The organism is Yinghuangia sp. YIM S09857 (assembly GCF_051388915.1).
Lineage (GTDB): Bacteria > Actinomycetota > Actinomycetes > Streptomycetales > Streptomycetaceae > Yinghuangia.
The window spans coordinates 544,344-570,252 of sequence record NZ_JBPKBH010000001.1 but is presented as its reverse complement, the minus strand read 5'-3'; the positions used below and the strand labels follow the sequence as shown (position 1 = coordinate 570,252).

The window sequence follows — 25,909 nt, the reverse complement described above, 5'->3', positions numbered from 1 at the left end:
ACCCCGGCGTCCGTACGAAGGGTGCGCCATGGGATTCCCGTCCGACGTCGGAGTCGTCGACCTGCTGATGGGCCTGCCGAACAAGGACCGTCGCTGGTGGGCGACCGCGATGGCCGGCACGCTGCGCGACGAGGACAGCCGCAGCGGCATGACGCATCCGGCCGGCTACATGTTCAAGGACCTGCCCGAGATGGAGCGGTCCGCGTCCTCCGCCGAGGACCTGCTGCGGGCCATGGACGCGTTCGGGATCGACAAGGCGCTCATCCCCGTGTCGTTCGAGGACGAGGGCACCGTCGACGCCGTCCGCAGCCACCCCGACCGCCTGCTCGGCAGCTTCCAGGTCGACCCGACGAACGTCATGGAGGGCGTACGCGCGCTGCGCCGGGCGCGCGAGGAGGCGGGCGTCGTCGCGGCGTCGTTCTTCCCGTGCGGCTGCACGCCGCCGGTGCCGATCGACGACCGGCTGGCGTACCCGCTGTACGCCGCGTGCGTCGACCTCGGCCTGCCGGTCTTCGTGAACGCCGGCATCCCGGGCCCGCGCGTACCCGCGACCGCGCAGGACGTCATGCGGTTCGACCAGGTGTGCTACGACTTCCCGGAGCTGACGGTCGTGATGCGGCACGGCGGCGAGCCGTGGTGCGACCTGGCCGTCAAGCTGATGCTGAAGTGGCCCGGTCTGCACTGGTCTTCGTCGGCGTTCGCACCGAAGCACTACCCGCGCGAGATCGTCGACTACGCGAACACGCGGGGTGCGGACAAGGTCATGTACGCGGGCTACTTCCCGTACGGGCTCACCCTGGACCGCATCTTCTCGGAGCTGCCCAACGTCGGCTTCAAGGACGAGGTGTGGCCGAAGTTCCTGCGCACCAACGCACTGCGGGTGCTGGGGCTCTGAGCGGGCGGGTCCGCGGCCCGGTGGGCGGCCGCCCGTCCGGTCACGGCGGCGGGGCGGGCGGGTACGGCGGGACGTAGGCCGGTGCGGCGTACGGCGGTGCGGGCGCGGCCCCGTACTCCGCCCCCGCGTGCTGCGGCCCCGCGTACCCAGCCCCCGCGTACCCCGGCGGCGGGACGCTCGGGCGCGGCGGCACCGGTGGCGCGGGCGGCGGGAGCGAGGCCAGGAACTGCGCCTGGCGCGACCGGTAGATGTAGACCGCCAACCAGACCACGGCGACGACCACCAGGATGACCAGGAACACCTCGAAGCCGCTCCCGTCGCCGAAGCCGCCGCCTCCACCGCCTCGGTATCCACCTCCACCGCGTCCCCCGCCCCCGCCGCCGCTGGTCCGCTCCGGCGCGAGCGCCAGTTCCTCAAACACTGCTGCCTCCCCCGACAGGCTCGACGAGCTTCGACGGTAGCCAGCGCCGGAGCGTCCCCGATATGGGGAACTCCCTTGCAAGGAGCGGTGCGCGGCCGTCGTGACAGGGTTGTGACAGCGGTACCGCCGACCGGGTCGAAGTTGTGCGCCGCACGGCTGACCGGCGGTCGCACACCTGTCTGAACCGGCGCGCGGCGGGAGATCGAAGGTCCATGAGCACACCCCCAGGCCGCCGTTCGCGGCCCTGCGCCGTCCCCGCCGTCCCTTACCTCGGCGCCGTCACGCCGCCTTCCGAAACCGACCGCCGGAGCGAGGCCGACACCCCGGACACCCGGCCGTCGCCGCTCTGCCGCGCGGCGCGGATCCGCCGCCGCTGAGCCCCGTCCGGGGGTGCGATCAGTACCCGACCGTGAAGCGCGCCCGGTGGTGCTGGGGACGTTCCGCCTCGTCGATCAGGGCCACGGCGAGGTCTTCCATCGAGACGGACGAGTTGCCGTCCGCGTCGACCACGAGCTCGTCGCCGCCGAGGCGGTAGGTGCCGGTGCGCACGCCGGGTTCGAGGACCGCCGCCGGGCTGAGGTACGCCCAGTCCACCGCGGCGGGGGCCGCCAGCGCGGCGTTCAGCTGCTCACCGCAGGCGAGGGCGATGGGCCGCCAGGAGACGGGGAATTCGGGCGTGTCGATGACGGTCAGGCCGCCGGTGCCCGGCACGGTGAGGCTCCCGGCGCCGCCGACGAGGAGCAGCCGTACGCCCGTGCGCTCGGCCCCGGCGAGGAGGCCGCGCGTGGCGGCGAGCAGCCCGGCCTCGCTGCCGGGGGCGGGGCGGGTGGCCCCGACGAGGAGGTCCTGCCCGGCGGCGAGTGCGGCGACGTCCTCGGCGCGGGCGGCGTCGCCCGTGCGGCGCCGGGCGTCCGGGTGCAGGTCCGCGAAGCGGGCGGAGTCGCGTACGACGGCGGTGACTTCGTGGCCCCGGGCGAGCGCCTCGGCGACGACCCGGCTGCCGACGTTCCCGGCCGCTCCGAACACGGTGATGCGCATGGTCCGCCCCTTCGCTCAATCTCTTAGCACTAAGAGAATATATCTCAACGCTAAGACATCCGCTACCGTGGCGGGGTGGCTGATCATGTGGACCGCATCGTCGGGCAGTGGGGGCGGCAGCGCCCGGACCTGGACGTCTCGCCGATGGAGGTGTTCGGCCGCCTGACCCGGGCGGCGCGGCTCGCGCAGGCGGAGATGGGCCGGACGTTCGCCGAACACGGCCTGGACGCCCCGTCGTTCGACATGCTGGCGACCCTGCGCCGCAGCGACCCCCCGCACCGGCTGACGCCGGCCGAGCTGATGCGCGCCTCGATGGTCACCTCCGGCGCGATCAGCCAACGGCTGGACAAGCTGGAGGCCCGCGGCCTGGTCACCCGCACGCGCGCCGAAGCCGACGCCCGCAACGTCCACGTAGCCCTGACCAAAGCCGGCCGCACCCTGATCGACGCAGCCCTACCCGATCACCTGGCCACCGAGGAACGCATGCTCGCCACCCTCACCGCGGCAGAGCGCAAGTCCCTCACCACAGGCCTCCGCGCACTGCTGAAAGCCCTGGGAGACACCGCCGAGGACCCCGAGTAGGGACTGTCGCCGGAGTCGCGTCGGCCAGCGCGCGGGCCGTGGTGCGTGCGGGCCGTGGTGCGTGCGGGCCGGCCTCGGCGGGATGCGCAGACCCGACCCGGCGCCCACCGAGCATCCGTCACCCGTCCCGGCCAGGGGGCCGCGCAACGCCTGGCCGATGCCCCCGCCTCACCAGATAGTGGACGGCGGCGACCGGACCCGCCGCCACCGCCACCGCCACCACGGCACGGCGCGTCGGCCCCGCTTCCGCGAGCAGCGCGAACGACCCCAGCAGAACGGTGGCAACGCCACCGCGCAGGAAGGCGATGACGATGTCGAGGGTGGTGTCATCCCGGGAGGCGGCCATGGCCTCATCCTGACAGCCGTGCCGCCGCCCCGGAGGGACGCGGCGGCAACGCGCGCGCGGGTGACGGGGATTGGGCGGTGTTCGGGGTTGCGGGTCCGCGATACGGGCTTCGCGGGCTCACGACCTCGCTGCGTCGCGACTCAGTCGGGAATGCCGCCGCTTTGCAGGAAGCGTTCTACCGGGAGGGTCGCCGCGCCCAGGGCCACGGCGTCGGGACCGAGGTGGGCGAGTTCGATGGTGGTGCCGGCGAAGGGGCGGCGGAGGGCGTGGTCGGCGGCGGCGGACTGGATGGCGGGGAGCATGCGGGCGCCGATGGCGAGGCCCGCCCAGCCACCCAGGACGATGCGCTGGGGGTTGAAGAGGTTGACCAGGTTGCCGATGCCCACGCCCAGGTAGAGGGCGGTCGCGTCGAGGACCGACGCGGCGTCGGCGGAGATGTCGGCGGCCGCGACCAGGGCGGCGATGCGGGTCTCCTCGTCGGCGCCGGTGAGCACGTCGTCGGGGCGCAGTTCGCGGTAGCGGTCGAGGATGGCCTCGGCGCCGACGTACGCCTCCAGGCAGCCGAGGGCCCCGCAGCGGCAGCGCCGTCCGCCCACGTCGACGGTCAGGTGGCCGAGTTCGCCCGCGCTCGTGGTGGAGCCGCGGTACATCTTGCCGTCGGTCACTATCGCCGCGCCGATGCCGGAGCCCAGCAGGATCATCACGGCGTTGCCGATCCCGCGCCCCGAGCCGAACCACATCTCGGCCCGGCCCATCGTCTTCGCTCCGTTGTCGATGTGCAGCGGCAGATCGGTGCCCGCGCGCAGCAGGCGCCGCAGCGGCACCGCGTCCCACCCGGTGGTCTGTCCGTGCACCAGCAGGTCCGCCGACTCCTCCGGCCCCGTGTCCGCGGCGCCGTGCTCGACCAGCCCCGGCACGCCGATGCCCACGCCCATCACGTCGGACGGGTCCACCCCCGCGTCGCGGCACACCTTGTCCAGCCCGGCCAGGATGTGCCGGACCACCTCGTCCACGTCCGCACCCTGGGCTGACAACGCGAAGTCGGCGCGCGCCAGTTCACGCATGCCGAGGTCGAACAGCTCGACCTTGACGCCGGTTTCGCCGACGTCCACGCCGATCACCCGGGCGTGCTCCGGCTCGACGCGCAGCAGCACACGCGGACGGCCGCCCGAACTGTCCAACGCCCCGGCCTCGGTGACCACCCCGGCCTCCAGCAGGTCGCCGACGACGTTGCTCACGGTGGCCTGGCTGAGCCCGGTCAGGCGCGTCAGGTCCGGTCGGCTGAGCGGCCCGTCGGCGTACAGGCGCTGGAGCACCTGGGCGCGGTTGGCACGCCGCAGACCCTGCACCGTACTGAGCTTGTCGGACTGCCTGCCGGACTCCATCGTGGCTCCCACCGTTGTCGTACCTCCAGATACTTCAACACTTGAAACAAGCTGGTCAACCCGATTTTACCGGGAAGTTCGCCTACTCCACACTCTTGACGCTGCTGTTCACCGCCAGTTAAATCACACCGCGAACAAAGTCCCCCTGCAATCGAGGAGTCGGTCAACGTGCGAGTACGACGTGTTCGGAGAGTCGGCCCTGCCCTGGCGGTGACGCTGTCAGCCCTCGTCCTGGCGGCCTGCGGTGGAGGCTCCGACTCGGACGACGACGGCGGCGGCTCGGGTGCCCCCGGCGGCTCCGCGGGCAAGACCATCACGTACTGGGCCAGCAACCAGGGCACCAGCATCGAGCACGACAAGCAGGTCCTGAAGCCGGAACTCGACAGGTTCACGCAGCGCACCGGCATCAAGGTCGACCTCGAGGTCGTGCCGTGGGACGACCTGCTCAACCGCATCCTCGCCGCCACCACGTCCGGCAAGGGCCCGGACGTCCTCAACATCGGCAACACCTGGTCCGCCTCGCTCCAGGCCACCGACGCGTTCGTGCCGATCGACGACGCCGTGCTCGCCAAGGTCGGCGGCAAGGACCGCTTCCTCGCGACCCCGTACGCCGCCACCGGCGCCGAGGGCAAGCCGCCGATGGGCCTGCCGGTCTACAGCAGTTCGTACGCGCTCTACTACAACAAGAAGATCTTCCGCGAGGCCGGCGTGCAGCCGCCCAAGACCTGGGAGGAGATGGCCGAGGTCGGCCGCAAGCTGAGCACCGACGGCCGCTGGGGCCTCGCGCTGGAGGGCGGCAGCTACACCGAAGGCGTGCACCACGCCTTCACGTTCGGCAAGCAATACGGGGCCGAGATCTTCACCAAGGACGGCAAACCCGCCTTCAACTCCCCCGGGATGGTCCAGGGCGTCAAGCGGTACGTCGACCTGCTCGCCAAGGACAAGATCGTCAACCCCAGCAACGCCGAGTACAGCCAAGGCACCCAGTCGCTCAAGGACTTCGCCACCGGCAAGTCCGCGATGCTGATGTGGCAGGCCGCGCAGGGCTCACTCGTCTCCAACGGCATGAACCCGGACGACATCGGCGTCGCCCCGATCCCCTTCCCGGCCTCCGCGCCCGCCGGCGCGCCGCGCATCAACAGCATGGTCGGCGGCATCAACATGGCGGTCTTCAAGGACTCCGACGCCAAGGACGCCGCGTTCGAGTTCATGGCGTTCATGACCAGCGCCGAGACGCAGAAGACGCTGAACAAAGCGTACGGCTCGCTGCCTTCGGTCAAGGACGCCTACGACGACCCGGCCTTCCAGACCGAGGGCGTCAAGGTGTTCCAGCAGGCCCTGGCCGAGACCGCGGCGCCGCTGCCGCAGGTCCCTGCGGAGAGCCAGTTCGAGACTCTGGTCGGCAACGCGGTCAAGAAGCTCATCGCGGACGCCGCCTCCGGCAAGGAGGTCACCGAGGCCGCCGTCAAGTCCGCGCTCGACGAGGCGCAGGAAAAGATGGTCGCCGCCGGCTGACCCCTCCCCGGTCCGACCGCGCCGAGCGGGACTCCAAGTCCCCCGCGTCGGGCCCCTGGAGACCGCGGTGCGGCGGCCGTCCGCCGAGGCGGCCGGCGAACCGTACCGGCCCTGCCGCCGCACCGCGCCCCACGCACAGCGCGGCCGTCCCGCAGCCGCAACCCACGCAGGCGCCATGACGCGGCGACCGCAACGCAGCCACCGAAGGAAGGAACGACCCGATGGCCGCCACGACCACCCGCCGGGCACCGGTCGCCGAGGACCCGCCGGACGACGGGCCGGGCGGCCGCACCAAGCCGGCCGCCCGCGGGCGCCTCCCACGCGGCCGCCTGCGCATACCGCGCAGGGCGCTGCCGTACGTCCTGCTCGCACCCGCCATCGTGCTCGAACTCCTGGTGCACGTCATCCCCATGGCGGTCGGCATCGGGATGAGCTTCCTGAAGCTCACCCAGTTCCACATCCGGCACTGGACCAGCGCGCCCGGCGCCGGATGGGACAACTACCGGCTCGCGGTGGACTTCGACGGCCCGGTCGGCAAGGCGCTGCTGGACTCGTTCTGGGTCACGGTGATGTTCACCGTCCTCGTGGTCGGCATCTCCTGGCTGCTCGGCATCACCGGCGCCATCCTCATGCAGGGCGCGTTCCGCGGCCGCGGCCTGCTGCGGGCCCTGTTCCTGGTGCCGTACGCGCTGCCGGTCTACACGGGCGTCATCACCTTCGGCTTCATGTTCCAGCGCGACACCGGCCTCGTGAACCACGTGCTGGTCGACCAGTTGGGCCTGATGGAGGACCGGCCCTTCTGGCTCATCGGCGGCAACAGCTTCTGGGCCCTGGTCGTCACCGCGGTCTGGCGGACCTGGCCGTTCGCGTTCCTGTGCCTGATGGCCGCGCTCCAGAACATCCCGCGCGACGTCTACGAGGCCGCCGCCCTCGACGGCGCCGGGGTCTGGCAGCAGATCCGCCGCGTCACGCTGCCCATGCTCGCCCCGGTCAACCGCGTGGTGCTGCTGGTGCTGTTCCTGTGGACCTTCAACGACTTCAACACGCCGTACGTGCTGTTCGGCAAGTCGGCCCCCGACGAGGCCGACCTCATCTCGATCCACATCTACCAGAACTCGTTCGTCACCTGGAACTTCGGCACCGGATCGGCGATGTCCGTGCTGCTGCTCCTGTTCCTGCTGCTGGTGACCGCCGTCTACCTCGGGGCGGGCCGTCTTCGGAGGGGGAAGTCCGATGCTTGAGCCGCGCTGGTTCCGCTGGGTGCGCCTGGTCGGCCTGACGCTCCTGACCGCGTTCGCGATGATCCCGGTCTACGTGATGGTCACGTCCTCGCTGAAGCCGCTGCCGGACGTGCAGGGCAACTTCCGCTGGTGGCCGTCCGATCTGACGGTGCAGCCGTTCATCGACATCTGGGACACCGTTCCGCTGGCCGACTACTTCGTGAACAGCCTCATCGTGTCCACCTCGGCCACGGTGTGCTCGGTGACGATCGCGGTCTTCGCCGCGTACACCATCAGCAGGCACCGATTCCGCGGGCGGCAGGTCTTCTCCATCTCGGTGCTGTCCACCCAGATGTTCCCCGGAATCCTGTTCCTGCTCCCGCTGTTCCTGCTCTTCGTCAACATCGGGAACGCCACGGGCGTCGAGCTGTACGGCAGCCGCCTGGGGCTGATCATCACGTACCTGACGTTCTCGCTGCCGTTCTCCATCTGGATGCTGGTCGGCTACTTCGACTCCATCCCCCGCGACCTGGACGAAGCCGCGCTCGTCGACGGCAACGGCCCGATCGGCGCGCTGATGCGCGTGGTGATCCCGGCCGCGTCGCCGGGCATCGTCGCGGTGGCCGTCTACGCCTTCATGACCGCGTGGGGCGAGGTGTTGTTCGCGTCGGTGATGACGGACGAGTCGACGCGCACGCTCGCGGTCGGCCTCCAGGGCTACGCGACGCAGAACAACGTCTACTGGAACCAGGTGATGGCCGCCTCGCTGGTGGTCAGCGTCCCGGTCGTCGCCGGATTCCTGTTCCTCCAGCGCTACTTGGTCGCCGGGCTCACCGCGGGTGCGGTCAAGTGACGTGCCCGCGCGCCGAGTTGGCGCCGCCGCGATCCGCCCACCGCGTTCCGGAGGCACCGCAAGTTCCGGACGCGCGGCAAGTTCCCGGCGCTTCGCGAGTCCCGGACACTCCGCAAGTTCCCGAGGCTGCGCAGCCTTTGTGCGTTCCGCAGACTCCGTACGTTCCGCAGCCTCCGTATGTTCCGCAACCTCCGCACAGCCGCACAGCCGGCACGACCCGGGAGACCGCACGCATGCCTGACCTGTCCGAGTTCCCCGAGGATTTCGTCTGGGGCGCGGCGACGTCCGCGTACCAGATCGAGGGCGCGGTCGCCGAAGACGGCCGACTCCCGTCGATCTGGGACACCTTCAGCCGGATCCCGGGGGCCGTCGACAACGGCGACACCGGCGACGTCGCCTGTGACCACTACCACCGCAGTTCCGAGGACATCGGGCTCATGCGCACGCTGGGCCTGGACGCGTACCGCTTCTCCGTGGCGTGGCCCCGGATCGTCCCCACCGGCTCCGGGCCGGTCAACGCGCGCGGACTCGCCTTCTACGACCGGCTCGTCGACGAACTGCTGGCCGCCGGGATCCGCCCGTTCGCGACCCTCTACCACTGGGACCTGCCGCAGGGCCTCCAGGACGTCGGCGGCTGGACCTCGCGCGACACCGCCGAGCGTTTCGCCGAGTACGCCGCGGCGGTGTCCGCCGCCCTCGGCGACCGCGTCACCGACTGGACCACGCTCAACGAACCTCTGTGCTCCGCCTGGATCGGCCATCTGGAGGGCCGGATGGCGCCGGGTCTGCGGGACCTGGAGGCCGCCGTACGCGCGTCGTACCACCTGCTCCTCGGCCACGGCCTCGCCACGCAGGCGATCCGCGCCAACGCGCCGCGCACGCCGCAGGTCGGGTACGTCGTCAACCTCAGCCCGATCGAACCCGCGAGCGACCGGCTGGAGGACGTCGCGGCCGCGGTGCGCGCCGACGGCCACGTGAACCGCTGGTGGCTCGACCCGGTGCACGGCCGCGGCTTCCCCGCCGACATGCGGGAGCTCTACGGTGTCGAACTCCCGGAGCTGGACGGTGACTTGGCCACCATGGCCCAGCCCTTGGACTACCTCGGCATCAACTACTACTTCCGCCAGATCGTCACCGCCGACCCGGACGGCCCCGCACCGTACGCCCGCCAACTCCCGGTCCCCGGCTCCCCGGTCACCGGCATGGACTGGGAGGTCCACCCGGACGGCCTCGAAGACCTGCTGGTCCGCGCGGCCGCGGAGTATGGCGCCAAGCGGCTGTACGTCACCGAGTCGGGCGCGGCCTGGCCGGACACCGTCGACGCCGGCGGCGCCGTGCACGACGCCGAGCGCACCGCCTACTTGGAGGCGCACCTGGCGGCCTGCGGACGGGCCCTCTCCCGGGGCGTGCCGCTCGCCGGGCACTTCGCGTGGTCTCTGATGGACAACTTCGAGTGGGCGTACGGCTATGCGCACCGCTTCGGGCTCGTGCACGTCGACTACGAGACGCAGCGGCGGACGGTGAAGACGTCCGGTCGACGGTACGCGGAGCTGATCGCGCGGCACCGCGAGGCTGCGTCCGAGGTCGGTGCGGGCGGTACGGGCGGTCTGTCCGACGGCTTTTCCGCCGTCATCACGCCGGGTCGCGCAGCCACTTCTTGATCAGGGCGCCGAGTACGGTCGCCCACAGCAGTCCGCCCGCGCCGATCAGCGCCGCGGTGATCTCGGGGGCGGGGGCGGCGATCACGGCCACGGCCGCGATCGCCGCCGTGAGCCCGGCCAGGGCCAGCAGCAGATTGCGCAGGTGACGCGGCGCGGGCCGCCCGGTCTGTGCGGAGGGCGTCGGCGTCGGCGCCGGGGTCGATGCGGGGGTCGGTGCCGAAGTCGGTGCGGGAGCCGGTGCCGAGTTCGATGCGGAGGTCAGTGCGGGAGTCGGTGCCGAGTTCGATGCGGAGGTCAGTGCGGGAGTCGGTGCCGAGTTCGATGCGGAGGTCGGCACCGGGCTCGGGGCGGGGGCCGGATTCTGTGCCGGTGTCGGTGTGGACATGTTGGGTGTGAACTCTCCTTCGCGGAGGGGCGTGGGGAGCAGGTCGTGTTCCCGCCTGGCTCAGGCAGGCAGGCGGGAGCGGCCCGCTCCGCGGCGTCGGCCGACACGCCGACCGGCAGTCACGATAATGCAATCGCGCGCAGAAGAAAGCACCCGAGAGACGCAGTTTCGTGCAGATGCACGTGCATCTGCCCATGCATGGGTTTATGACTTCCGTCGATCTTTGCTTATCCCAGCAGGTCAGCGCACTGATCTTGCCGGGCCTCCGGGATTTCCATGATTGAGTCGACTAAATAGACGACTTTCCTCAGAACCATGAGTTCGCATTATCCGGAGGCCGCACCGGGCGGGAATTCAGCACAATCAGGACCGATCGCGGCTTTTGGTCCAGGTCACGCGAGAAGCGGCGCGCCGGCGGCAGACTGGTGACATGCGTATTCGTGCCGCCGTCGCCGCGGAACTGCCCGCTCTCCAGGACATCGAGATCGCCGCGGGGCTCTGCTTCCGGGACGTCGGCATGCCCGAGATCGCGGGCGACGAGCCGCTGCCGGTCGGCGAGTTGGACGCGTACCGGGCAGACGGGCACGCGTGGGTCGCGGTGGACGCCGACGACCGGCCCGGCGCGTACCTGATCGCCAAGCCGGTCGACGGCAATCTGCACGTCGAGCAGGTGTCCGTGCATCCGGACCACGCGCGGCGCGGCGTCGGACGGGCGCTGATCGACCACGCCGCCGAGCACGCGGCCGAGCACGGCATGCCCGCGCTGACGCTGACCACGTTCACCGAAGTGCCGTGGAACGCGCCGTACTACGCGCGGATCGGCTTCAGCGTGCTGGACGAGGCCGACGCCGGCCCCGGACTCCGTGCGGTCCGCGTCGCCGAGGCCGCGCACGGGCTCGACCGGTGGCCGCGCGTGTGCATGATCCGGCTGTTGTGAGCAACGGGACCACGGACCCGCAACCGCGAGGTCGGGACCGCTCGGCCGGGACCGGACGTGGGATCGGCGGCGCCGGCTCAGCGCCGCGGGGCCAGCGACAGTGCCGCCTCCAGCGGGTCGGCGTCCGGCCGCGGGTCGATGACGGCGACGACCGGGACGGTGACGCCCGCGTCCACGTACTCCTGGATCCGCGCCCGGCAGCGCTCCGGCGTGCCGTGCACGACCAGGTCGTCCACCAGCTCGTCCGGGACCAGTTCGAGCGCCTTCTTGCGGTCGCCGGCGGCCCACGCGTCCCACATCGGCTTGAGGATGTCGCCGCGCCCGAGCCAGCGGTGGAACTCGGCGTAGACGGGGACGTTCAGGTACGACGTGATCATGCGCCGCCCGATCGAGCGGACGAGGACCGGGTCGTCGAACGGGCACACGAAGATCCGCGCGACGATCTCCTTGCCGGGACCGCCCGCGTGGACGTACGGCACGACCGTGCGCACGTCGTCCGCCGAAAGCCAGTTGATGATCGCCCCGTCGGCCTCGCGCCCGGCGAGTTTCAGCATGCCCTCGCGCAGTGCCGCGACGAGGATCTGCGGGGGCTGCTGCGGCGCGCGGGTGAGGCGGAAGCCGCGTACCGCGAAGGTCTCGTACTGTTCGGTGACCTTCTCGCCGGTGAACGCCGCGCGGAGGAACCGGACGGTGTCGCGCACCCGGTGGTACGGCTTCTCGAACTCCGCGGCGTTCCACGACTCGACGATGAGCTGCGACGCCGACCCGATGCCGAGTTGGAACCGCCCGGGCGCGAGCTCGGCCAGCGACGCCGCGCTCATCGCGAGCGTCGCGGGCCCGCGCGTGTAGGGCGAGACGATGGCCGTGCCGAGGCGTACGGACGGGTCGGCGAGGGCCGCGACGGTGAGCGGGCTGAAGCCGTCCAGACCGTCGACCTCGGCCGACCAGATGTCCGTGTAGCCCGCCGCGACGAGTTCGCGCACGAGGCGCGGGTGCTCGCTCAACGGTGCGTTGAGCGGGACGGTGATGCCGTAGCGGTACGCGTTTTCGGTAGTCACTGAGCCCTCCGCGAAGTCGACCCCACAAGTACCACACCGTGTCGCCGGTGTGGACGCCCCGTGGTCGACCTTGTGTGCGGCCACTGATGCGGGTGCGGGATGCGGCGCGGTACCTGCGTTCGACTACCCGAACCAGAGCGTCGAAAAAGCCGGGCATCTGAGATAGCGTCAGGCGCGCCCGACGGACCTGCCGGGCACGCGCCTGTCTGACCACCTACCCCGCTTGGCAGGCTGGGCCCGCTTGGCCTGCGCGTTTTGCTCGGCGTGACTGACCTCCTTTGACCTGCCTGACCTGCCTGACCTGCCTGACCTGCCTGACCTGCCTGACCTGCCTGACCTGCCTGACCTGCCTGACCTGTTTTAGTCCGCTTGTCCTGCTCGGCCCGCCGAATCGTCGATCGGAGTTGTGACGTGCCCAACCTGTGCCTCAACACCTTCACCTTCTCGCCGTACGCGGGCGCGAAGGAGCCGGTCGACTTCGCCGCGCTCCTGGACGGCGTGCGGACGGCCGGTTTCGAGGCGCTGAGCCTGGACGCGTTCACCCTCGCGGCCTACGCCGAGTCCGGCCGGTCGTTCGACCAGCTCGCCGAGCAGATGCGCGCGGCCGGGCTCACCTGCCCCGAGATGCTGGGTTTCGTCGTCGCGGAGGACGAGACCTCGACGCTGGACGGCGCGCGGCAGGTCGCCGAGGCGATGGGTGCCTTCGGGTCGCAGTTCGCGCTGGGCATGGTCACGCTGCCCGCCGACGCCCGCTGCCAGGACCTGTTCGCGCGCTGCGCGGAGATCATCGCGGCGTCGGGCGGCAAGGCGGCCGTCGAGTTCCTGCCGTTCACCCCGATCGCGACGATCGCCGACGCCCGCGCGCTGGTGCGGCACGCGGGCACCGACCGTGCGGGCGTGCTGGTCGACTCGTGGCACGTGTTCAACGGGCCGAACACGCTGGCCGACCTCGCCGCGATTCCGGCCGAGGAGCTGGCGTACGTGCAGTTCTGCGACCACCCTCAGGTGCTCGGACCGGACGCGGACACCGCCACCGAGGCGATGTCGAACCGCGTCATGCCCGGCGACGGCGTCTTCGACCTGCACGGCTTCCGGGCCGCCCTGGACGCGGTCGGCTTCGACGGGCTGGTCAGCGTCGAGGTGATCAACCCGCGGCTCGCGGAGCTGGGCGTCGCGGAGTTCGCCCGCCGGGCGTGGGCGGCGGCCCGGCCGTACTGGAGCTGACGCCGTCGATTGCGCGTCGCGTCAGGCGAACTCGACGCCCGCCGGCTCCGCGCGTCACGCGAACTCGACGTCCCGGCCGGTCGCCTCCCACGCCCGCACGTCGGCGCGCACCTGGTCGGCGTGTTCGAGGACCGCGTCGACGGCGTCGTTGCCGAGCACGAGGCGCAGCGGGGTGTTGACGGCGTCCAGCGCGGCCAGGATCGCGGCCGCCGCCTTCGCGGGGTCGCCGGGCTGGGTGCCGTCGGCCGCCGTGAAGTTCTCGCGGAGTTTGCCGACGGTGTCGGCGTACGCCTCCAGCGGCTCGGACGCGGTCAGCGCGGAACCGTTGAGCCCGGTCCGGAACGCGCCCGGCTCGACGATCATCACTTTGACCCCGTGCGGCGCGACCTCCTGGGCCAGCGCCTCGGTGAGCCCTTCGAGCGCGAACTTGCCCGCGCAGTACCCCCCGACACCGGCGAACGCGAGCTGCCCGCCCATGCTGGTCAACTGCACGACAGCACCGGACCGCGCGGCGCGCATGTGCGGCAGCACCGCGCGGGTGAGCGCGGCGGGGCCGAAGAAGTGCAGGTCCATCAGGTCGCGCAGCTCGGCGTCGGTGGTCTCCTCGACCGCGCCGAGATGCGCGCGTCCGGCGTTGTTGACCAGCACGTCGATACGTCCGAAGCGGGCGACGGCCTCCGCAACGGCTGTTGTGATGCGCGCCGGGTCGGTGACGTCGAGCGCGATGGCGGCCGCGCGCTCCGGGTGTGCGACGACGACGTCGGCCAACACTTCGGGGCGGCGGGCGGTGAGGACGACGGAGTCCCCGGCGTCCAGTGCCGCACGGGCGATCTCGCGTCCGAAGCCCGAGGACGCGCCGGTGATCAGCCAGATGCGGTTCTTGCTCATGTGAGGCTCCCGTCGTACCGGATGTGTCTGCCGTAGCGCCTCGTGCGGCGGTACGGCGGCAAGCCTCGTCCGGCGGGGTGGGAGCGGTCCAATACAAGCCGCCATAGCCGTTGGTAATGAGAACGCGGAAGATCCCCACCGGGAGCCGGGCGCGGGCAGTAGGAGGAGGGGGCCGGGCTCAGCCCTTGATCGACTCGGTCAACCGATCGCCGGAGGTCGCAGTATGGGACTGAGGCACCTCACCGTGCGAACCCGGCTGCGGAGGTGAGTCGTGACGGAAGCGGCACCGAACTCACCCCGTCTGCCGTGGCCTTGGCCGATCGCGGTGGTGTTCGGGGCCGCGGTTGTGGTCTGGCTGTTCGTGTTCTATTGGGTGCCGCTGAGTCGGGAGTACGACCGGACGACCCATCTGACACGGGCTCTTCTGTCCACTGCGCTCATCGTTTCCGTCGTCGTGTTCGCCTGGCGCGCGCTGGACCGGCGGCCGTGAACCGGGGTCGGACTCCCGGCGACGCGTATTGCGTGGCGGCACGTGGGGCTCGGAGTTCGCGTACTGGCTCGGACCGGCGGCCGCCGGCTTCGCGCTGTGTCTGGGGATGGGCTGGGCGAGCGTCTCGCTGCGCGTGCCGGCGTGGGAGGCGGTCGCCGTCGCCGCACTGCTGCACGAAACGTCCCTTCGTCGCGGACGGCCTCGGAGATCGTGTCCGAACGGCCGTCCCACCGTGAAGTGGATCATGCGGCAGCCCGCCGACATTCGGGCGCCCCGTGGTGGCTGTGCGGGGCCCGGTGGTTCGGTCGGGGCAAGTGTGACCCTATGGTCGCGCGTCGATCCGGCTCCGCAAGCCGAGTTCGGCGCCGAACAGCAGGTCCGCCGCGCGCGGCCAGTCGACCGCGAGGGTGATGGACGTCGCACTGGCCGGGTTGGGCACCGCGCCCCACTGGCCTCGGCTGTAGGTGACGTCGACCGGCGCCCAGGTGAAGGCGTTCCGGTCCAGGACCGCGCAGGCGGCGAGCGGGTCGTGCAGGAGTTTGCCGTCAGGACGTTGCGCCAGGTAGACCGCCATGCCCTCCCGGGCGAGTTGCACGCCTCGGGTCAAATCCGTTGCGACCCCGAGGCGTTCCTGGAGGTCTGCGTCCCAGGTGATGCCGTGGGTGACGTTCTTCGACACAAGGTCGCGGTGCACGATGCGGTCGGACGCGAGCGCGGCGAGTGCCGCCCGTTTGTCTCCGCCGAAGTTGAAGGACTCACACGTGGTGCGGCCCGAGAACTTTTCCAGGCGGTGTTCCTTCGGCACCAGGTTGTCCCCGGCGAATCCGCCTTGCGCCACCCACCGACGTACCGCCACATCCTCGTGTTGGGCCAGCAGTTGCCGCAGGTTGTGCAGCGGGGCGCCGGTGAGGACGACGGTGCCCGCTTCGGCGGCGAGTACCGCCGCGAGTATTTCGTGCGCGGGGCCGTCGGAACGTGTCGGCGGGAGCGCACCGAGCCAGTCGTGGTGGAACGACGAAACCGCGTCGGCAGGACTGTCGACGTACCGCGCTCCGACCGGGACCTCGACACCGAGGCGACCCAACAGTTCGCGTACGACGGCGAGTTGTGCGGGAGTGCCGGGATTGACCGTCACCGCGGCGAGGCGCGCCCGCGGATGTGTCGCCAGCAGGCACAGGGTCAACGCGTCGTCGGGGTCGCGGGTCTCCATGTCGAACACGACGGGGACGGGAAGGGCGGTTGCGCTCACCCCCGGAGGCTATTCGGAGAGTCAAACGGGTTTGCATATTTGGTCTGGACCATTGACCGAGTGGTCCAGACCTTTCTAGTATCGCGGCACTGCTTGGCGAACGCGTGCGGTTGCCGCGGGTTCGCCGGACGGAGCAGGTCCCACCTCCCCGTACGTCGGACCTCACTCGGGAGCAGTCTTGAGCAGTGGAACGCGCACCCGTGCTCACCGTCCCCGCCGATCGAGAGTCACCGCCGCGCTGATCGCGTTCGTCCTCCCCCTCGGGGTGCTGATCGGCCTGTCGAAGCCGGCGGCCGCGGCCACGTCCGCCACCGCCACCTACACCAAGACCCAGGACTGGGGCACCGGCTTCGGCGCCCAGTGGGTCGTCAAGAACACCGGCAACACGACGCTGAGTTCGTGGGCCGTCGAATGGGACTACCCGGCCGGCACCCGGGTCACCGGATTCTGGGACGCCGACGTCACCTCGTCGGGCAACCACTGGACCGCCCGCTACAAGTCCTGGAACGGTACGCTCGCGCCCGGCGCGAGCGTCACGTTCGGCTTCAACGGCGCCGGGCCGGGTGCTCCGTCGAACTGCCGTGTCAACGGCACCTCGTGCGACGGCGGCACCCCCGGCGACAATCCGCCCTCGGCGCCCGGGACTCCCCTGGCGGGCAACGTACAGGACCATTCGCTGACACTGACCTGGTCCGCCGCCACCGACGACAACGGCGTGCAGAACTACGACGTCTACCGCAACGGTGCCAAGGTCGCGACGGTGACCGGCACTTCGTACCCGGACAGCGGGCTGGCCACCGGAACGACGTACCTCTACAGCGTGACCGCGCGGGACACCGCCGGGCAGACGGGGCCCGCGTCCCCGGAGATCTCGGTGACCACGACCGGCGGAGGCGGCCCGGGCGGCGACAAGATCCGCCTCGGCTACTTCACCAACTGGGGTGTGTACCAGCGCAATTACCACGTGAAGAACCTCGTCACCTCCGGCTCGGCGGGCAAACTCACCCACATCAACTACGCCTTCGGCAACGTCACCGGCGGCGCGTGCACGATCGGGGACGCGTACGCCGACTACCAGAAGACGTACGACGCGGCCTCGTCCGTCGACGGCGTCGCCGATACCTGGGACCAGCCAATCGCCGGCAACTTCAACCAACTCCGCAAGCTCAAGCAGCAGTTCCCGAACATCAAGATCCTCTGGTCGTTCGGCGGCTGGACCTGGTCGGGTGGCTTCGGCCAGGCCGCGCAGAACCCGGCGGCGTTCGCCGAGTCCTGCTACCGACTTGTCGAAGACCCGCGCTGGGCCGACGTGTTCGACGGCATCGACATCGACTGGGAGTACCCCAACGCCTGCGGCCTCACCTGCGACAGCAGCGGATCGGCGAGCCTGCGCAACGTCATGTCCGCACTGCGGGCCCGCTTCGGCGCGAACTACCTTGTCACGGCCGCGGTCACGGCCGATGCGACGCCGGGCGGCAAGATCGACGCCGCGGACTACGCCGGCGCGGCGCAGTACATGGACTGGCTCAACGTCATGACGTACGACTTCTTCGGAACGTGGGCGACCACCGGCCCGACGGCGCCGCACTCGCCGCTGACGTCGTACCCGGGCATCCCGACCGAGGGCTTCCACAGCGACGCGGCCATCCAGAAGTACAAGGCCAAGGGCATCCCGGCCGCGAAGCTCAACCTCGGCATCGGCTTCTACGGCCGCGGGTGGACCGGCGTCACGCAGAGCGCCCCCGGAGGCAGCGCCACGGGCCCGGCGCCCGGCACATACGAACAGGGCAACGAGGACTACAAGGTGCTCCGCAACAGCTGCCCGCCGACCGGCACCGTCGCGGGGACGTCGTACTCCCACTGCGGATCGAACTGGTGGAGCTACGACACACCGGCCACCATCACCACGAAGATGGCCTACGCCAAGAGCCAGGGCCTCGGCGGCGCGTTCTTCTGGGAGTTCAGCGGCGACACCGCCGACGGTGAACTCCTGACCGCCCTCGACAACGGCCTCAACTAGCCCCACTCCCCAGGGCGGCCGCCGCCGCCCCACCCTGGGGGATGGCACCCGCCACCCCCACCAACGAACCCGGGCCCGGGCCCGTCCCCCGGGCCCCGGGTTCACCAAGCCCCAGCGCCTTCGAGCGCAGTGGAGGCTGTCGTACGAGCAACTGACCGGCGGCGCGGACTCGTTCCGGGAAGACTGGGGCACCTGTGCCGGTGCCCGCAAACCCGGGGCTTCGATCGCCGGGCGCGGACGGGTGATCCTGGCGGTTTGGGAACGTCGCCCTGGCTCAACTCAGTGACGACGGACGCGACTCCCCGGACGAACGGTCTCGCGGCCGTGGTGTTGTCGGATGTCAGGTGTCGATGCCCAGGCCGCCTGCGATGGTTAGCTCTCTGGTGGTGAACTCACCGGTGAGCATCGGCATTGCGGTGGCGATAGCTTCCTTGGCCTCGGGCAACTGGAGGGACGCGTCATGGTGGGCCTTTGAGTCCCAGACTTCCGTGACCAGGATCGTGTCCGGGTCGTCCGCGGCCAGGCCGACGACGTAGCTTCGGCAACCGAGGTCCCGGAGGCTCGCGGCGCCGGAGAGCAGAATCTCGACCACGGCGTCGCGTAGGCCGGGCTTGGTCTTCATGGAGCCGATGTAGCCGTAGAGCATGTTCGTTTGCCGCCTTGGGTCGCCGAGGTGTGAGTCGCGGGTGTGCGTCGCCAATGTGTGTGCCGTCAGGCGTCTTCGGTCAGGGGCGCGGCGCGCCAGCGCCATTTGCCGCGGCGGCGGTCGTGGCCCGGGATGTCCGCGCGGCCGGTGGCCCAGAGGAGGGTCTGCCAGCGGTGCGTGTCGGCCGGCGCCTCGGGGAACATGCGGGCGAGCGTACGGTCACACAGGTCACTCGGCGGGGTGAACTCCACGCCGAGTCCCGCGCCGATGTCGAATGCGTGGACGAGTGTCTCCACGACGCCCATCGCGGCGAAGCCCTCGGGGTCGGAGACGCCGTACGAGTGGTACGCCCGTACTGTCGGGGCGCGCGTGGCGACCAGGGCGGCGAGCATGCCCGCACTGGCTTCGAGGACCTCGTAAAGGGCCTCGGGGCCGCCCTCGCGTTCGACGTGCACGGTGTTGCCCGGTCCGTCTTCCCGCTTGTACGTGTAGACGAACGGCACGTAGCGCGCCAATGGGGGCGTGGGCGCGGCGATTTGCCCGGCGTACGCGAAGAGGTCGTCGGCCAGGTGCTCCGCGGTCTCCCAGCAGTCCCAGTCCAGCGGGCCCGCCTGCGCCGACCAGTCGGCGTCGGCCGGGGCGCGGCGAAAGGCGGCGATGGCGAGCGAGACGGCGTACTCGACGTCCCCGGCGCTGACGGGGATGCGGGGTTCCGGGGTGTCGGCCATGCGGCGAACCGTACCCGAGGAATCGCACCCGCACGCGTCGTGACGGTCGACCAGGCTACCTTGATCGCCTCATCGGACGTGAAGGCGGAGGCTTGTCGTGCTGGACGGTTTGGACGCGGTCGCATGGGCGACGCTGAGCCACGCGTACGGGTCTGCTGAGGACCTGCCCTCCTTGCTGCGCGAAGCCGCTGCCGACGATCCGGAGCGGCGCGAGGAGGCGGTCCAGGAGTTGTTCGGGACCGTGTGGCACCAGGGAACCGTGTACTCGGCGACACCGCACGCGGTGCCCTTCATCGCGGAGTTGGCCGTGCACGGGCCGGGCCATCGCGGCGACATGCTCCACCTCCTGGCGTGCGTCGTGGAAGGCGGCGACGATTGCGGTGGCGACGCCGAGGCCGTCGAAGCGGGCCGCCGCGCGGTGTGCGTCCTGCTCACGAACCCGTCGGATCTGTCGCGGTTGTCAGGACTTCCGGGCCTGGCGGGCGACGCCGATCGGGAGGTCCGGGAGGCGTGGCTCCGCGTGGTCGCCGCGTGCGGGTCGGGTGCGGCGCCTCTGCTCCCTCTCCTCGACGAGCGCCTTCGGGTCGAATCGGATCCCGTAGTGCGCGCCGACGTGGTCACGACCTTCTCCAAGGTGGATCCGTCCGCGGCCTCGGTTGCGGCGCGACTGCGGCCGTTGGAGCGGGACCCCGCCCCGCAGGTGCGCTTCGCGGCGCTGACCGAGATGGTGCGCGGCACTCCGACGCCGTACCCCGAAGACCTCGTCGCCCGGGCCGTCGACGCCCGCTTGGCGGCAACGCCGATACCCGAACGCGGCTGGCCCGAATTGAACATATCCTTCGAGGATTTGCTTGCCGAAGACGTCGGTGCGGCCTTGTTCGCGACGGCGCACGCCGCCGCAGCCGGCTCACGGTGGTCGCTCGCGTTCGCCGTCGACGAGATTTGGCGTGACCGCGAATCCGACGTCCTGCCTTGGTACTTCGAGGACCTGCGAAGCGCGGAGGACGACAGGCGGACAAGTCACGCACTGGCGCGGATCGCGCGGGCCGCGGCCGCCGCGCCCGCCTTGGCGGCCCCGTACATCGAGGTGCTTTCCCGATACGCGGCGGACGACCATGAGCCGTCGACCCGGGCGGCGGCGGTCACCGCGCTGGCCCGTGCCGGGTCGGTCGAAGCGATCGACCGGTGCGTGCACCTGGTCCGCGACGCACCGGGCGACCACGGCACCGACCCGGCCGTCGCCGCCACGGTCGAGGTCTTCGCGGAGCGCGCGGAACCGGTCGCCCTGGCGATCGCCGAACGCCTTCGCGATGCGGCCGGCGGTAGCGCCGGCACGGGCGACCGTACCGCCTCCGCGGGCGGCCATCGGGACACCGAGATGATCATGTCGCTCCGGGCGTTCCCGGATCTGGCCGAGACCCTGGTCGCCGACCTGGTGACGTTGCTGGAGTCCGACCACAGCCCGCACGCGGTCGTCCTCCTCCTGGAATCGCTGGGCCCACGGGCGCAGGCCGCGGTACCCGCGCTGCTCGAAGTCGCCCGCGGCAGCGACGAGACCTTCATGAACCTCGTTGCCGCGACCGCGTACTTCCGCATCACCGGGGACTCTGCGGTGGCCCTCGACCTCTTCGATCGGAGACTGCGCAGCGAGGACGCACAGCGCGTGTACGGGCGGGTCGGCGTACTCGGCAGAGCCGCGCTCCCCTTGCTGCCCCGGCTCGAAGGCGGCCTCCGTGCGGGCATCGATTGGGCCAGGGTCGGCGCGGCGGAGTCGATCTGGCGCATCACCGGACGCGTCGAGGACACGGTGCCGGTGATCGCCTCCGAGGCACAGAAGCCCGACACCAACAACTACGGCAACGCGCAGGCCGACGCCATCCGTGCCCTCACCGAGATCGGGCTGGTTCCCGGCGTGCTGCTGCCGGACCTGCGCTTGTTCGCGGACTCCCCGCGGCGGCTGGTCCACGACGGAACGCACGACGGCACCCCGCACAAGGACAACACCGCCCGTGACGCGGTACGCCACCTGCTGAGCACCGCCGAGGCCAGCCCGCTGCCGGTGGCCCCGCCGATTCCGGACGACGACCGCGGGTGGGGCCCGTGGTAGGGAGACGGTACGGCCTCGGCGTCGTTCAGTGCGGGAACGTGGCTCAACCCGCGCCCCAAAGGGCGCCGGACAGTCGCTCAAAAGGGCGCCGGACAGTCGCTCAGGAGGTGCCGGGGACCGAGGCCTGGTAGGCCGTGAACAGGGGGACCGTCCCGGACGCGTCCATGACGGCGCAGGCGAAGGGACGGTCGAAATTGAGGTCGAGAGTGGGCGCGGGCGGGTGCCAGCTCATGTAGTCCATGCGGACTTCCGTGACGGACGCCGCCTCGACGCCCTCCTCGTCCACGCGCAGCAGCGACTCCTGGTCGACGCGGTCCACGAACAGCGGTTCGGGCGAGAGGGCGCCGAATTCCGCCGCACCGTCGGAGAGCGCGAGTTCGACGCCGAGCATCGGGAGGTGGTCGTGCACTTCGAGAGAGGTGCGGAGGGCGAACCGCGGTAGACGCAGCGAGACTTCGTCGAAGGCCACCGGGTTCCCGGCGCTGCGCGGGGCCCAGGCCGAGGACATCACCGGGGCGGGCGGCATACCGTCCGGTCCGAGGGCGAAGCGGATGAGGGCGGGGTCGTCGCCGGCGCAGCGGAGTTCGACCACATGCACGGCGCCACCGTACGCCCCGATCGTCCACACGTCGCCCGCAGGCACCTTGCGGAACATCGTCGGGACGTCCTCGGGCTTGCCGTGCGCGGGCGTGAACGTGCGGGCGAGGGTGTCGTGGCGGTTGAACGGCTCGGCCCAACGTGCTTTGAGAGCAAGCACGTTGACGAGTATCAGGCGGGTGAGCGGGCCGGGGTCGGCCGGCATGCGCTCGATCAGGCCGTCGGTGGCGCGCGTGATCCACGCGTCGATCGCGGCGGCGTCGTCCAGGTCGCCGAACTCGATGACGGGCAGGCCGTCGCGGAACGTCTCGCGCAGTGGCGCCCGGCTCCAGATGCCCGTGGCCACCGCCAGCGCGTCGGTCGCGGCGAGGTCCCGGGCCACGGCGTTGACCAGCGGCTCGGCCTCGGGGCCGGCGACGCCGAGCAGGTCGGCCAGTTCCTCGGCGGTGTCGCCGAGCGCGCCGCACGAGATGCCAGCCAGCGCGAGCCACAGTCCGGTGGGCGAGCACACCACGTCGCCGCCCGCCGACTCGACGGCCGGATCCGACAAGACCCGGTCCAGCCAGCGGGATCCCAACTCGCGAATTTCCCCCGCGTATTCACGGACAGTCAACCCGCACTCGCCGTGGGCCATGAAACCGCCTCACCGTGTCGAAGATCGCCGGACCTCCACACTAACCCGCCCCCACACACCGCAAGCCAACCGTCGAAGACCGCCGGACCTACACCAGCCCGCCAGACCGCAAGCCACCCGTCGAAGACCGCCCGACCACCACGCCAACCCGCCCCCATACCGCAGGCCAACCGTCGAAGACCGCCCAACCTCCACGCCAACCCGCCCCCACACACCGCGAGCCAACCGTCGCGCACACAGAAGGCGCACAGGAGACGCACACAGAAGACGCGCTCGTGAGTCGCGGAACCGCGCCCGACCCGCCTCCCCCTCCCGCCCGCCCTTCCATACCTCGGGAACGTTCGCCGCCGCCGCGAAGTGCCGACGCCGATCCCCTGTCACCCGAACCAACGAAGTCGTCGTCGCGCCGGCCGCCAAGTTCGACCGAGCGTTCGATGAGCGTTCGATGCTGCCACCCGCCCACGGCCGGGCAGCCCCGCCGACACCCCACATCCCCGCGTCAGGCAATCGCTCGAAACCACCGGCGCCCACCACGGCGCGCGGCGGGTGGAAACCTCTGCTTCCGGGCGCGACAATCCGGCGATGGGACGTGATCATGAAGACGCCGTGCGCCGGATGCTCGACAAGCAGGAGATCCACGAGGTCGTGCTGCGCTACTGCCGCGGCGTCGACCGGATGGACCTGGACGCCGTACGCGACTGCTACCACCCCGACGCGACCGACGAGCACGGCAGCTTCTCCGGCGACGTCGACGCCTTCGTGGCATGGATCGGACGCCTGCTGCCGCGCTACACGATGACGATGCACCTGGTCGCGAACCACCTCGCCGAGTTCGCGGGTCCGGACGCGGCTCGCGCGGAGACGTACGGCATCGCCTTCCACCGCACCGACTCCCCCGACCCGCGCGGCAATCTCACGACCGGATTCCGGTACGTGGACGACTTCCGCCGCCGCGACGGCCGCTGGCGCATCGCGCGGCGGGTCGCCACCACGGAGTGGGTCCGCGTCGACGACCCGGCGGCGCACTGGCCGATCCCGGAGGGGATGCTGACCGGCCGCCGCGACCGCACCGACGCGGTGTACGCGCCGCTCGCCTGAGAAGGCGCTCCCCCACCGCACACGCCAACGGCACCAACATCAGTACGCGCCAACTCGCCCGTCACCGCCACCCCCACAGCCACCCGCCCTACCGCAACCCACTCCCGCATCAACACCCCAGTCCGACCCGGCCCTCTCCCCGCCCACTTCACTGGACGCAATATCGAGTCTTGTTTTCTTGCGTCCATCTCAATACGGTCCTCCGCGTCGGGGGCGCATCAACCAGGCGACGGAAGAGGGCTGGGCTCATGGCGATTTCCCGCAGATCCGTACTGTCCACCGGCGGCGTGGCCGGCGCCGCACTGCTCACCGGGGCCGCCGCGGGCACCGCCGAGGCGGCCCCGGAGCAAGCGGCCCCGGGCGCGGCAGCCACACCCGCAAGCACAACAGCATCCGACCCCTCGTCGGCCCTGCTCTGGCAACAGCCCGGCAGGATCGGCGCACCCAGTGTCACCGGCCTGCACCTCCAGTTCGGCGCGGACGCGTCCCGTGAGGTCGTGGTCTCGTGGCTCACCCCGCAGCCGGTCACCCGGCCCCGCGTGCGCTACGGCACCGTCGAGGACGGCTTCGGCCGCAGCGTGGACGCCGAGACGCGTCACTACCGCGACGGGCTCTCCGGCGTCGAGGTGTTCGTGCACCACGCGCGCCTGACCCGGCTGCGTCCCGCCACGCGCTACGTCTACTTCGCGAGCCACGAGGGCGCCGCACCCGAGACCGGCGTGTTCGACACCGCGCAACGCGGCCGCCACCGCTTCACGTTCACCAGTTTCGGCGACCAGGCGACGATGAACCTCCGCAAGGAGATCAAGCTGCCGCCGGGCACGCCGTCCCCGAACGGGCCGTACCCGCTGCACTCCAGCAACAACATCGGCACCCAGGCCTCCGCGGACATCGTGGCCGCGGTCGAACGCGTCGCCCCGCTCTTCAACCTCGTGAACGGCGACCTCTGCTACGCGGGCGTGGCGGGTATGTTCGGCCAGGACCGCGTCGCGACATGGGCCGACTGGTTCATCTCCAACAGCCGTTCGGCGCGCTTCCGGCCGTGGATGCCCTGTGTGGGCAACCACGAGAACGAGAAGGGCAACGGGCTGCTCGGTGCGTCCGCGTACCAGGCGTACTTCACGACACCCGATTCCGGAACAGACCGCGAGATGAAGGGACTTTGGTACTCCTTCACGGCGGGCTCGGTACGCGTCATCAGCGTCGCGAACTGCGACGTGGCGATCCAGGACGCCGGCGACAGCTACATCCGCGGCTATTCCGGCGGCGCGCAACGCACGTGGCTGGAACGGGAGTTGCGTACGGCCCGGGCGGACCGCGACATCGACTGGATCGTGGTGTGCATGCACCAGCCGTTCATCTCCAGCACGCGGAGCGGCAACGGCAGCGACCTGGGCGTCCGCGAGGCCTGGGGCCCGCTCTTCGACCAGTACGGCGTGGACCTCGTGGTCAGCGGCCACGAGCACCATTACGAACGCTCGCACCCGCTCCGCGGTCGCCTCCCCAACGAGACCCGCACCCCGACCCCGGCCGCGACCCGGCAGGACGTCATCGACACCAGCCTCGGCACCGTCCACATGATCATCGGCGGGGGCGGCAACTTCGCGAGCTCCCACACCAACCTCTTCGACCGCCCGCAAGGCCGTGTCATCGTCGCCCGCAGCGACCAGGACAGCCCGATCCTGCCCGGCCACAAGGACTCGATCTGGGTCACCGAGGACGCCCCCTGGGCGTCCGTCCAGGACCGCGAAAACCCCTACGGCTTCGCAGCGTTCGAGGTCGATCCCGGCGACCGCCGATCGGGCCGCACCCGCATCAACGTCACCTACTACACCTTCGAAGGCGCCCACGGCGCCCTGACCCCGGTGGACCGCTTCACCCTCGAACGCCCCCGCAACGACGCCCACCGCTGAGGCCCACCCTGCGAGGCCG

General features: G+C 71.0%; 24 protein-coding genes. 13 read left to right on the top strand and 11 right to left on the bottom strand.

The genetic code is table 11. From position 1 onward, the window contains the following. The coding region (locus tag ACRX5S_RS02420; RefSeq protein WP_436770986.1) for an amidohydrolase family protein at nt 1-895 on the top strand (895 nt) is incomplete at its 5' end. Between the two features lie 40 nt (nt 896-935). Here ACRX5S_RS02420 and ACRX5S_RS02415 read toward each other — a convergent pair. Both ACRX5S_RS02415 and ACRX5S_RS02410 read right to left on the bottom strand, forming a co-directional pair. After that, nucleotides 936-1,316 carry a hypothetical protein gene (locus ACRX5S_RS02415; RefSeq protein WP_436770985.1) on the bottom strand — a complete coding sequence of 127 codons (381 nt, stop codon included), beginning with the start codon at nt 1,314-1,316 and terminating at the stop codon, nt 936-938. 396 nt (nt 1,317-1,712) lie between these two features. After that, the gene (locus ACRX5S_RS02410; protein WP_436770984.1) at nt 1,713-2,354 is read right to left on the bottom strand and encodes an NAD(P)-dependent oxidoreductase; all 642 of its coding nucleotides are present in this window, start codon (nt 2,352-2,354) and stop codon (nt 1,713-1,715) included. 75 nt (nt 2,355-2,429) lie between these two features. Between ACRX5S_RS02410 and ACRX5S_RS02405 the strand changes: the two genes are divergently transcribed. Further along, the gene (locus tag ACRX5S_RS02405; RefSeq protein ID WP_436770983.1) at nt 2,430-2,936 is read left to right on the top strand and encodes a MarR family winged helix-turn-helix transcriptional regulator; all 507 of its coding nucleotides are present in this window, start codon (nt 2,430-2,432) and stop codon (nt 2,934-2,936) included. A gap of 118 nt (nt 2,937-3,054) precedes the next feature. Here the strand turns inward: ACRX5S_RS02405 and ACRX5S_RS02400 are convergent, their stop codons facing one another. Then, nucleotides 3,055-3,282 carry a hypothetical protein gene (locus ACRX5S_RS02400; protein WP_436770982.1) on the bottom strand — a complete coding sequence of 76 codons (228 nt, stop codon included), beginning with the start codon at nt 3,280-3,282 and terminating at the stop codon, nt 3,055-3,057. Between the two features lie 140 nt (nt 3,283-3,422). Beyond that, the gene (locus tag ACRX5S_RS02395; RefSeq protein WP_436770981.1) at nt 3,423-4,667 is read right to left on the bottom strand and encodes an ROK family transcriptional regulator; all 1,245 of its coding nucleotides are present in this window, start codon (nt 4,665-4,667) and stop codon (nt 3,423-3,425) included. 210 nt (nt 4,668-4,877) lie between these two features. Between ACRX5S_RS02395 and ACRX5S_RS02390 the strand changes: the two genes are divergently transcribed. The 4 genes from ACRX5S_RS02390 (at nt 4,878) to ACRX5S_RS02375 (ending at nt 9,916) form a co-directional block, all read left to right on the top strand. Beyond that, the gene (locus ACRX5S_RS02390; protein WP_436770980.1) at nt 4,878-6,182 is read left to right on the top strand and encodes an ABC transporter substrate-binding protein; all 1,305 of its coding nucleotides are present in this window, start codon (nt 4,878-4,880) and stop codon (nt 6,180-6,182) included. A gap of 221 nt (nt 6,183-6,403) precedes the next feature. Further along, complete coding sequence (locus ACRX5S_RS02385; protein ID WP_436770979.1) at nt 6,404-7,423, top strand: carbohydrate ABC transporter permease; 1,020 nt, start codon at nt 6,404-6,406, stop codon at nt 7,421-7,423. Then, complete coding sequence (locus ACRX5S_RS02380) at nt 7,416-8,255, top strand: carbohydrate ABC transporter permease (RefSeq protein WP_436770978.1); 840 nt, start codon at nt 7,416-7,418, stop codon at nt 8,253-8,255. The genes ACRX5S_RS02385 and ACRX5S_RS02380 overlap by 8 nt, the downstream gene beginning before the upstream one ends. A 233-nt stretch (nt 8,256-8,488) precedes the next feature. Beyond that, nucleotides 8,489-9,916 carry a GH1 family beta-glucosidase gene (locus ACRX5S_RS02375; protein ID WP_436770977.1) on the top strand — a complete coding sequence of 476 codons (1,428 nt, stop codon included), beginning with the start codon at nt 8,489-8,491 and terminating at the stop codon, nt 9,914-9,916. Here the strand turns inward: ACRX5S_RS02375 and ACRX5S_RS02370 are convergent. Next, entirely contained in the window at nt 9,888-10,301 is a 414-nt protein-coding gene (locus ACRX5S_RS02370; RefSeq protein ID WP_436770976.1) for a hypothetical protein, read from the bottom strand. The genes ACRX5S_RS02375 and ACRX5S_RS02370 overlap by 29 nt on opposite strands. 430 nt (nt 10,302-10,731) lie before the next feature. Here ACRX5S_RS02370 and ACRX5S_RS02365 point away from each other — a divergent pair, with 430 nt between their 5' ends. Then, nucleotides 10,732-11,238, top strand: coding sequence for a GNAT family N-acetyltransferase (locus tag ACRX5S_RS02365; RefSeq protein WP_436770975.1), 507 nt, complete (start codon nt 10,732-10,734; stop codon nt 11,236-11,238). A 77-nt stretch (nt 11,239-11,315) separates the two neighbouring features. On the opposite strand, the gene ACRX5S_RS02360 is transcribed toward ACRX5S_RS02365, so the two are convergent. Continuing rightward, on the bottom strand, nt 11,316-12,296 hold the full coding sequence (locus tag ACRX5S_RS02360; RefSeq protein WP_436770974.1) for an LLM class F420-dependent oxidoreductase: 981 nt from the start codon (nt 12,294-12,296) through the stop codon (nt 11,316-11,318). Between the two features lie 411 nt (nt 12,297-12,707). On the opposite strand from ACRX5S_RS02360, the gene ACRX5S_RS02355 reads away from it, so the two are divergent. Beyond that, nucleotides 12,708-13,520 (top strand): sugar phosphate isomerase/epimerase family protein, encoded by an 813-nt coding sequence (locus tag ACRX5S_RS02355; RefSeq protein ID WP_436770973.1) that lies wholly within the window; start codon nt 12,708-12,710, stop codon nt 13,518-13,520. A 54-nt stretch (nt 13,521-13,574) separates the two neighbouring features. Here the strand turns inward: ACRX5S_RS02355 and ACRX5S_RS02350 are convergent, their stop codons facing one another. After that, nucleotides 13,575-14,408: an oxidoreductase gene (locus tag ACRX5S_RS02350; RefSeq protein WP_436770972.1), complete on the bottom strand. Its 834-nt coding sequence runs from the start codon at nt 14,406-14,408 to the stop codon at nt 13,575-13,577. A 271-nt stretch (nt 14,409-14,679) separates the two neighbouring features. Between ACRX5S_RS02350 and ACRX5S_RS02345 the strand changes: the two genes are divergently transcribed. Next, on the top strand, nt 14,680-14,898 hold the full coding sequence (locus ACRX5S_RS02345) for a hypothetical protein (protein WP_436770971.1): 219 nt from the start codon (nt 14,680-14,682) through the stop codon (nt 14,896-14,898). Nucleotides 14,899-15,220: 322 nt separating this feature from the next. On the opposite strand, the gene ACRX5S_RS02340 is transcribed toward ACRX5S_RS02345, so the two are convergent. Beyond that, nucleotides 15,221-16,147 carry a nucleoside hydrolase gene (locus tag ACRX5S_RS02340; protein ID WP_436770970.1) on the bottom strand — a complete coding sequence of 309 codons (927 nt, stop codon included), beginning with the start codon at nt 16,145-16,147 and terminating at the stop codon, nt 15,221-15,223. Nucleotides 16,148-16,325: 178 nt separating this feature from the next. On the opposite strand from ACRX5S_RS02340, the gene ACRX5S_RS02335 reads away from it, so the two are divergent. After that, a complete protein-coding gene (locus ACRX5S_RS02335) occupies nt 16,326-18,167 on the top strand; it encodes a glycosyl hydrolase family 18 protein (protein ID WP_436770969.1) in 1,842 nt (613 codons plus the stop codon). A gap of 340 nt (nt 18,168-18,507) precedes the next feature. Here the strand turns inward: ACRX5S_RS02335 and ACRX5S_RS02330 are convergent, their stop codons facing one another. Next, nucleotides 18,508-18,813 carry a putative quinol monooxygenase gene (locus ACRX5S_RS02330; protein WP_436770968.1) on the bottom strand — a complete coding sequence of 102 codons (306 nt, stop codon included), beginning with the start codon at nt 18,811-18,813 and terminating at the stop codon, nt 18,508-18,510. Nucleotides 18,814-18,878: 65 nt separating this feature from the next. Next, nucleotides 18,879-19,541 carry a maleylpyruvate isomerase N-terminal domain-containing protein gene (locus ACRX5S_RS02325; protein WP_436770967.1) on the bottom strand — a complete coding sequence of 221 codons (663 nt, stop codon included), beginning with the start codon at nt 19,539-19,541 and terminating at the stop codon, nt 18,879-18,881. Between the two features lie 97 nt (nt 19,542-19,638). Here ACRX5S_RS02325 and ACRX5S_RS02320 point away from each other — a divergent pair, with 97 nt between their 5' ends. Then, a complete protein-coding gene (locus tag ACRX5S_RS02320) occupies nt 19,639-21,648 on the top strand; it encodes a hypothetical protein (RefSeq protein WP_436770966.1) in 2,010 nt (669 codons plus the stop codon). A 100-nt stretch (nt 21,649-21,748) separates the two neighbouring features. Here the strand turns inward: ACRX5S_RS02320 and ACRX5S_RS02315 are convergent, their stop codons facing one another. Next, entirely contained in the window at nt 21,749-22,822 is a 1,074-nt protein-coding gene (locus ACRX5S_RS02315) for a serpin family protein (protein WP_436770965.1), read from the bottom strand. A gap of 639 nt (nt 22,823-23,461) precedes the next feature. On the opposite strand from ACRX5S_RS02315, the gene ACRX5S_RS02310 reads away from it, so the two are divergent. Together ACRX5S_RS02310 and ACRX5S_RS02305 are read left to right on the top strand one after the other, a co-directional pair. Beyond that, a complete protein-coding gene (locus ACRX5S_RS02310) occupies nt 23,462-23,977 on the top strand; it encodes a nuclear transport factor 2 family protein (protein WP_436770964.1) in 516 nt (171 codons plus the stop codon). Nucleotides 23,978-24,225: 248 nt separating this feature from the next. Continuing rightward, on the top strand, nt 24,226-25,890 hold the full coding sequence (locus tag ACRX5S_RS02305; protein ID WP_436770963.1) for a purple acid phosphatase family protein: 1,665 nt from the start codon (nt 24,226-24,228) through the stop codon (nt 25,888-25,890). Nucleotides 25,891-25,909: the final 19 nt, after the last annotated feature.

Excerpts from the sequence above, each read along its gene's own strand:
- ACRX5S_RS02410 (WP_436770984.1), bottom strand. The coding sequence starts at position 2,354 with ATGCGCATCACCGTGTTCGGAGCGGCCGGGAACGTCGGCAGCCGGGTC.
- ACRX5S_RS02400 (WP_436770982.1), bottom strand. The coding sequence starts at position 3,282 with ATGGCCGCCTCCCGGGATGACACCACCCTCGACATCGTCATCGCCTTC.
- ACRX5S_RS02395 (WP_436770981.1), bottom strand. The coding sequence starts at position 4,667 with ATGGAGTCCGGCAGGCAGTCCGACAAGCTCAGTACGGTGCAGGGTCTG.
- ACRX5S_RS02385 (WP_436770979.1), top strand. The coding sequence starts at position 6,404 with ATGGCCGCCACGACCACCCGCCGGGCACCGGTCGCCGAGGACCCGCCG.
- ACRX5S_RS02380 (WP_436770978.1), top strand. The coding sequence starts at position 7,416 with ATGCTTGAGCCGCGCTGGTTCCGCTGGGTGCGCCTGGTCGGCCTGACG.
- ACRX5S_RS02375 (WP_436770977.1), top strand. The coding sequence starts at position 8,489 with ATGCCTGACCTGTCCGAGTTCCCCGAGGATTTCGTCTGGGGCGCGGCG.
- ACRX5S_RS02370 (WP_436770976.1), bottom strand. The coding sequence starts at position 10,301 with ATGTCCACACCGACACCGGCACAGAATCCGGCCCCCGCCCCGAGCCCG.
- ACRX5S_RS02365 (WP_436770975.1), top strand. The coding sequence starts at position 10,732 with ATGCGTATTCGTGCCGCCGTCGCCGCGGAACTGCCCGCTCTCCAGGAC.
- ACRX5S_RS02350 (WP_436770972.1), bottom strand. The coding sequence starts at position 14,408 with ATGAGCAAGAACCGCATCTGGCTGATCACCGGCGCGTCCTCGGGCTTC.
- ACRX5S_RS02330 (WP_436770968.1), bottom strand. The coding sequence starts at position 18,813 with ATGCTCTACGGCTACATCGGCTCCATGAAGACCAAGCCCGGCCTACGC.
- ACRX5S_RS02325 (WP_436770967.1), bottom strand. The coding sequence starts at position 19,541 with ATGGCCGACACCCCGGAACCCCGCATCCCCGTCAGCGCCGGGGACGTC.
- ACRX5S_RS02310 (WP_436770964.1), top strand. The coding sequence starts at position 23,462 with ATGGGACGTGATCATGAAGACGCCGTGCGCCGGATGCTCGACAAGCAG.
- ACRX5S_RS02305 (WP_436770963.1), top strand. The coding sequence starts at position 24,226 with ATGGCGATTTCCCGCAGATCCGTACTGTCCACCGGCGGCGTGGCCGGC.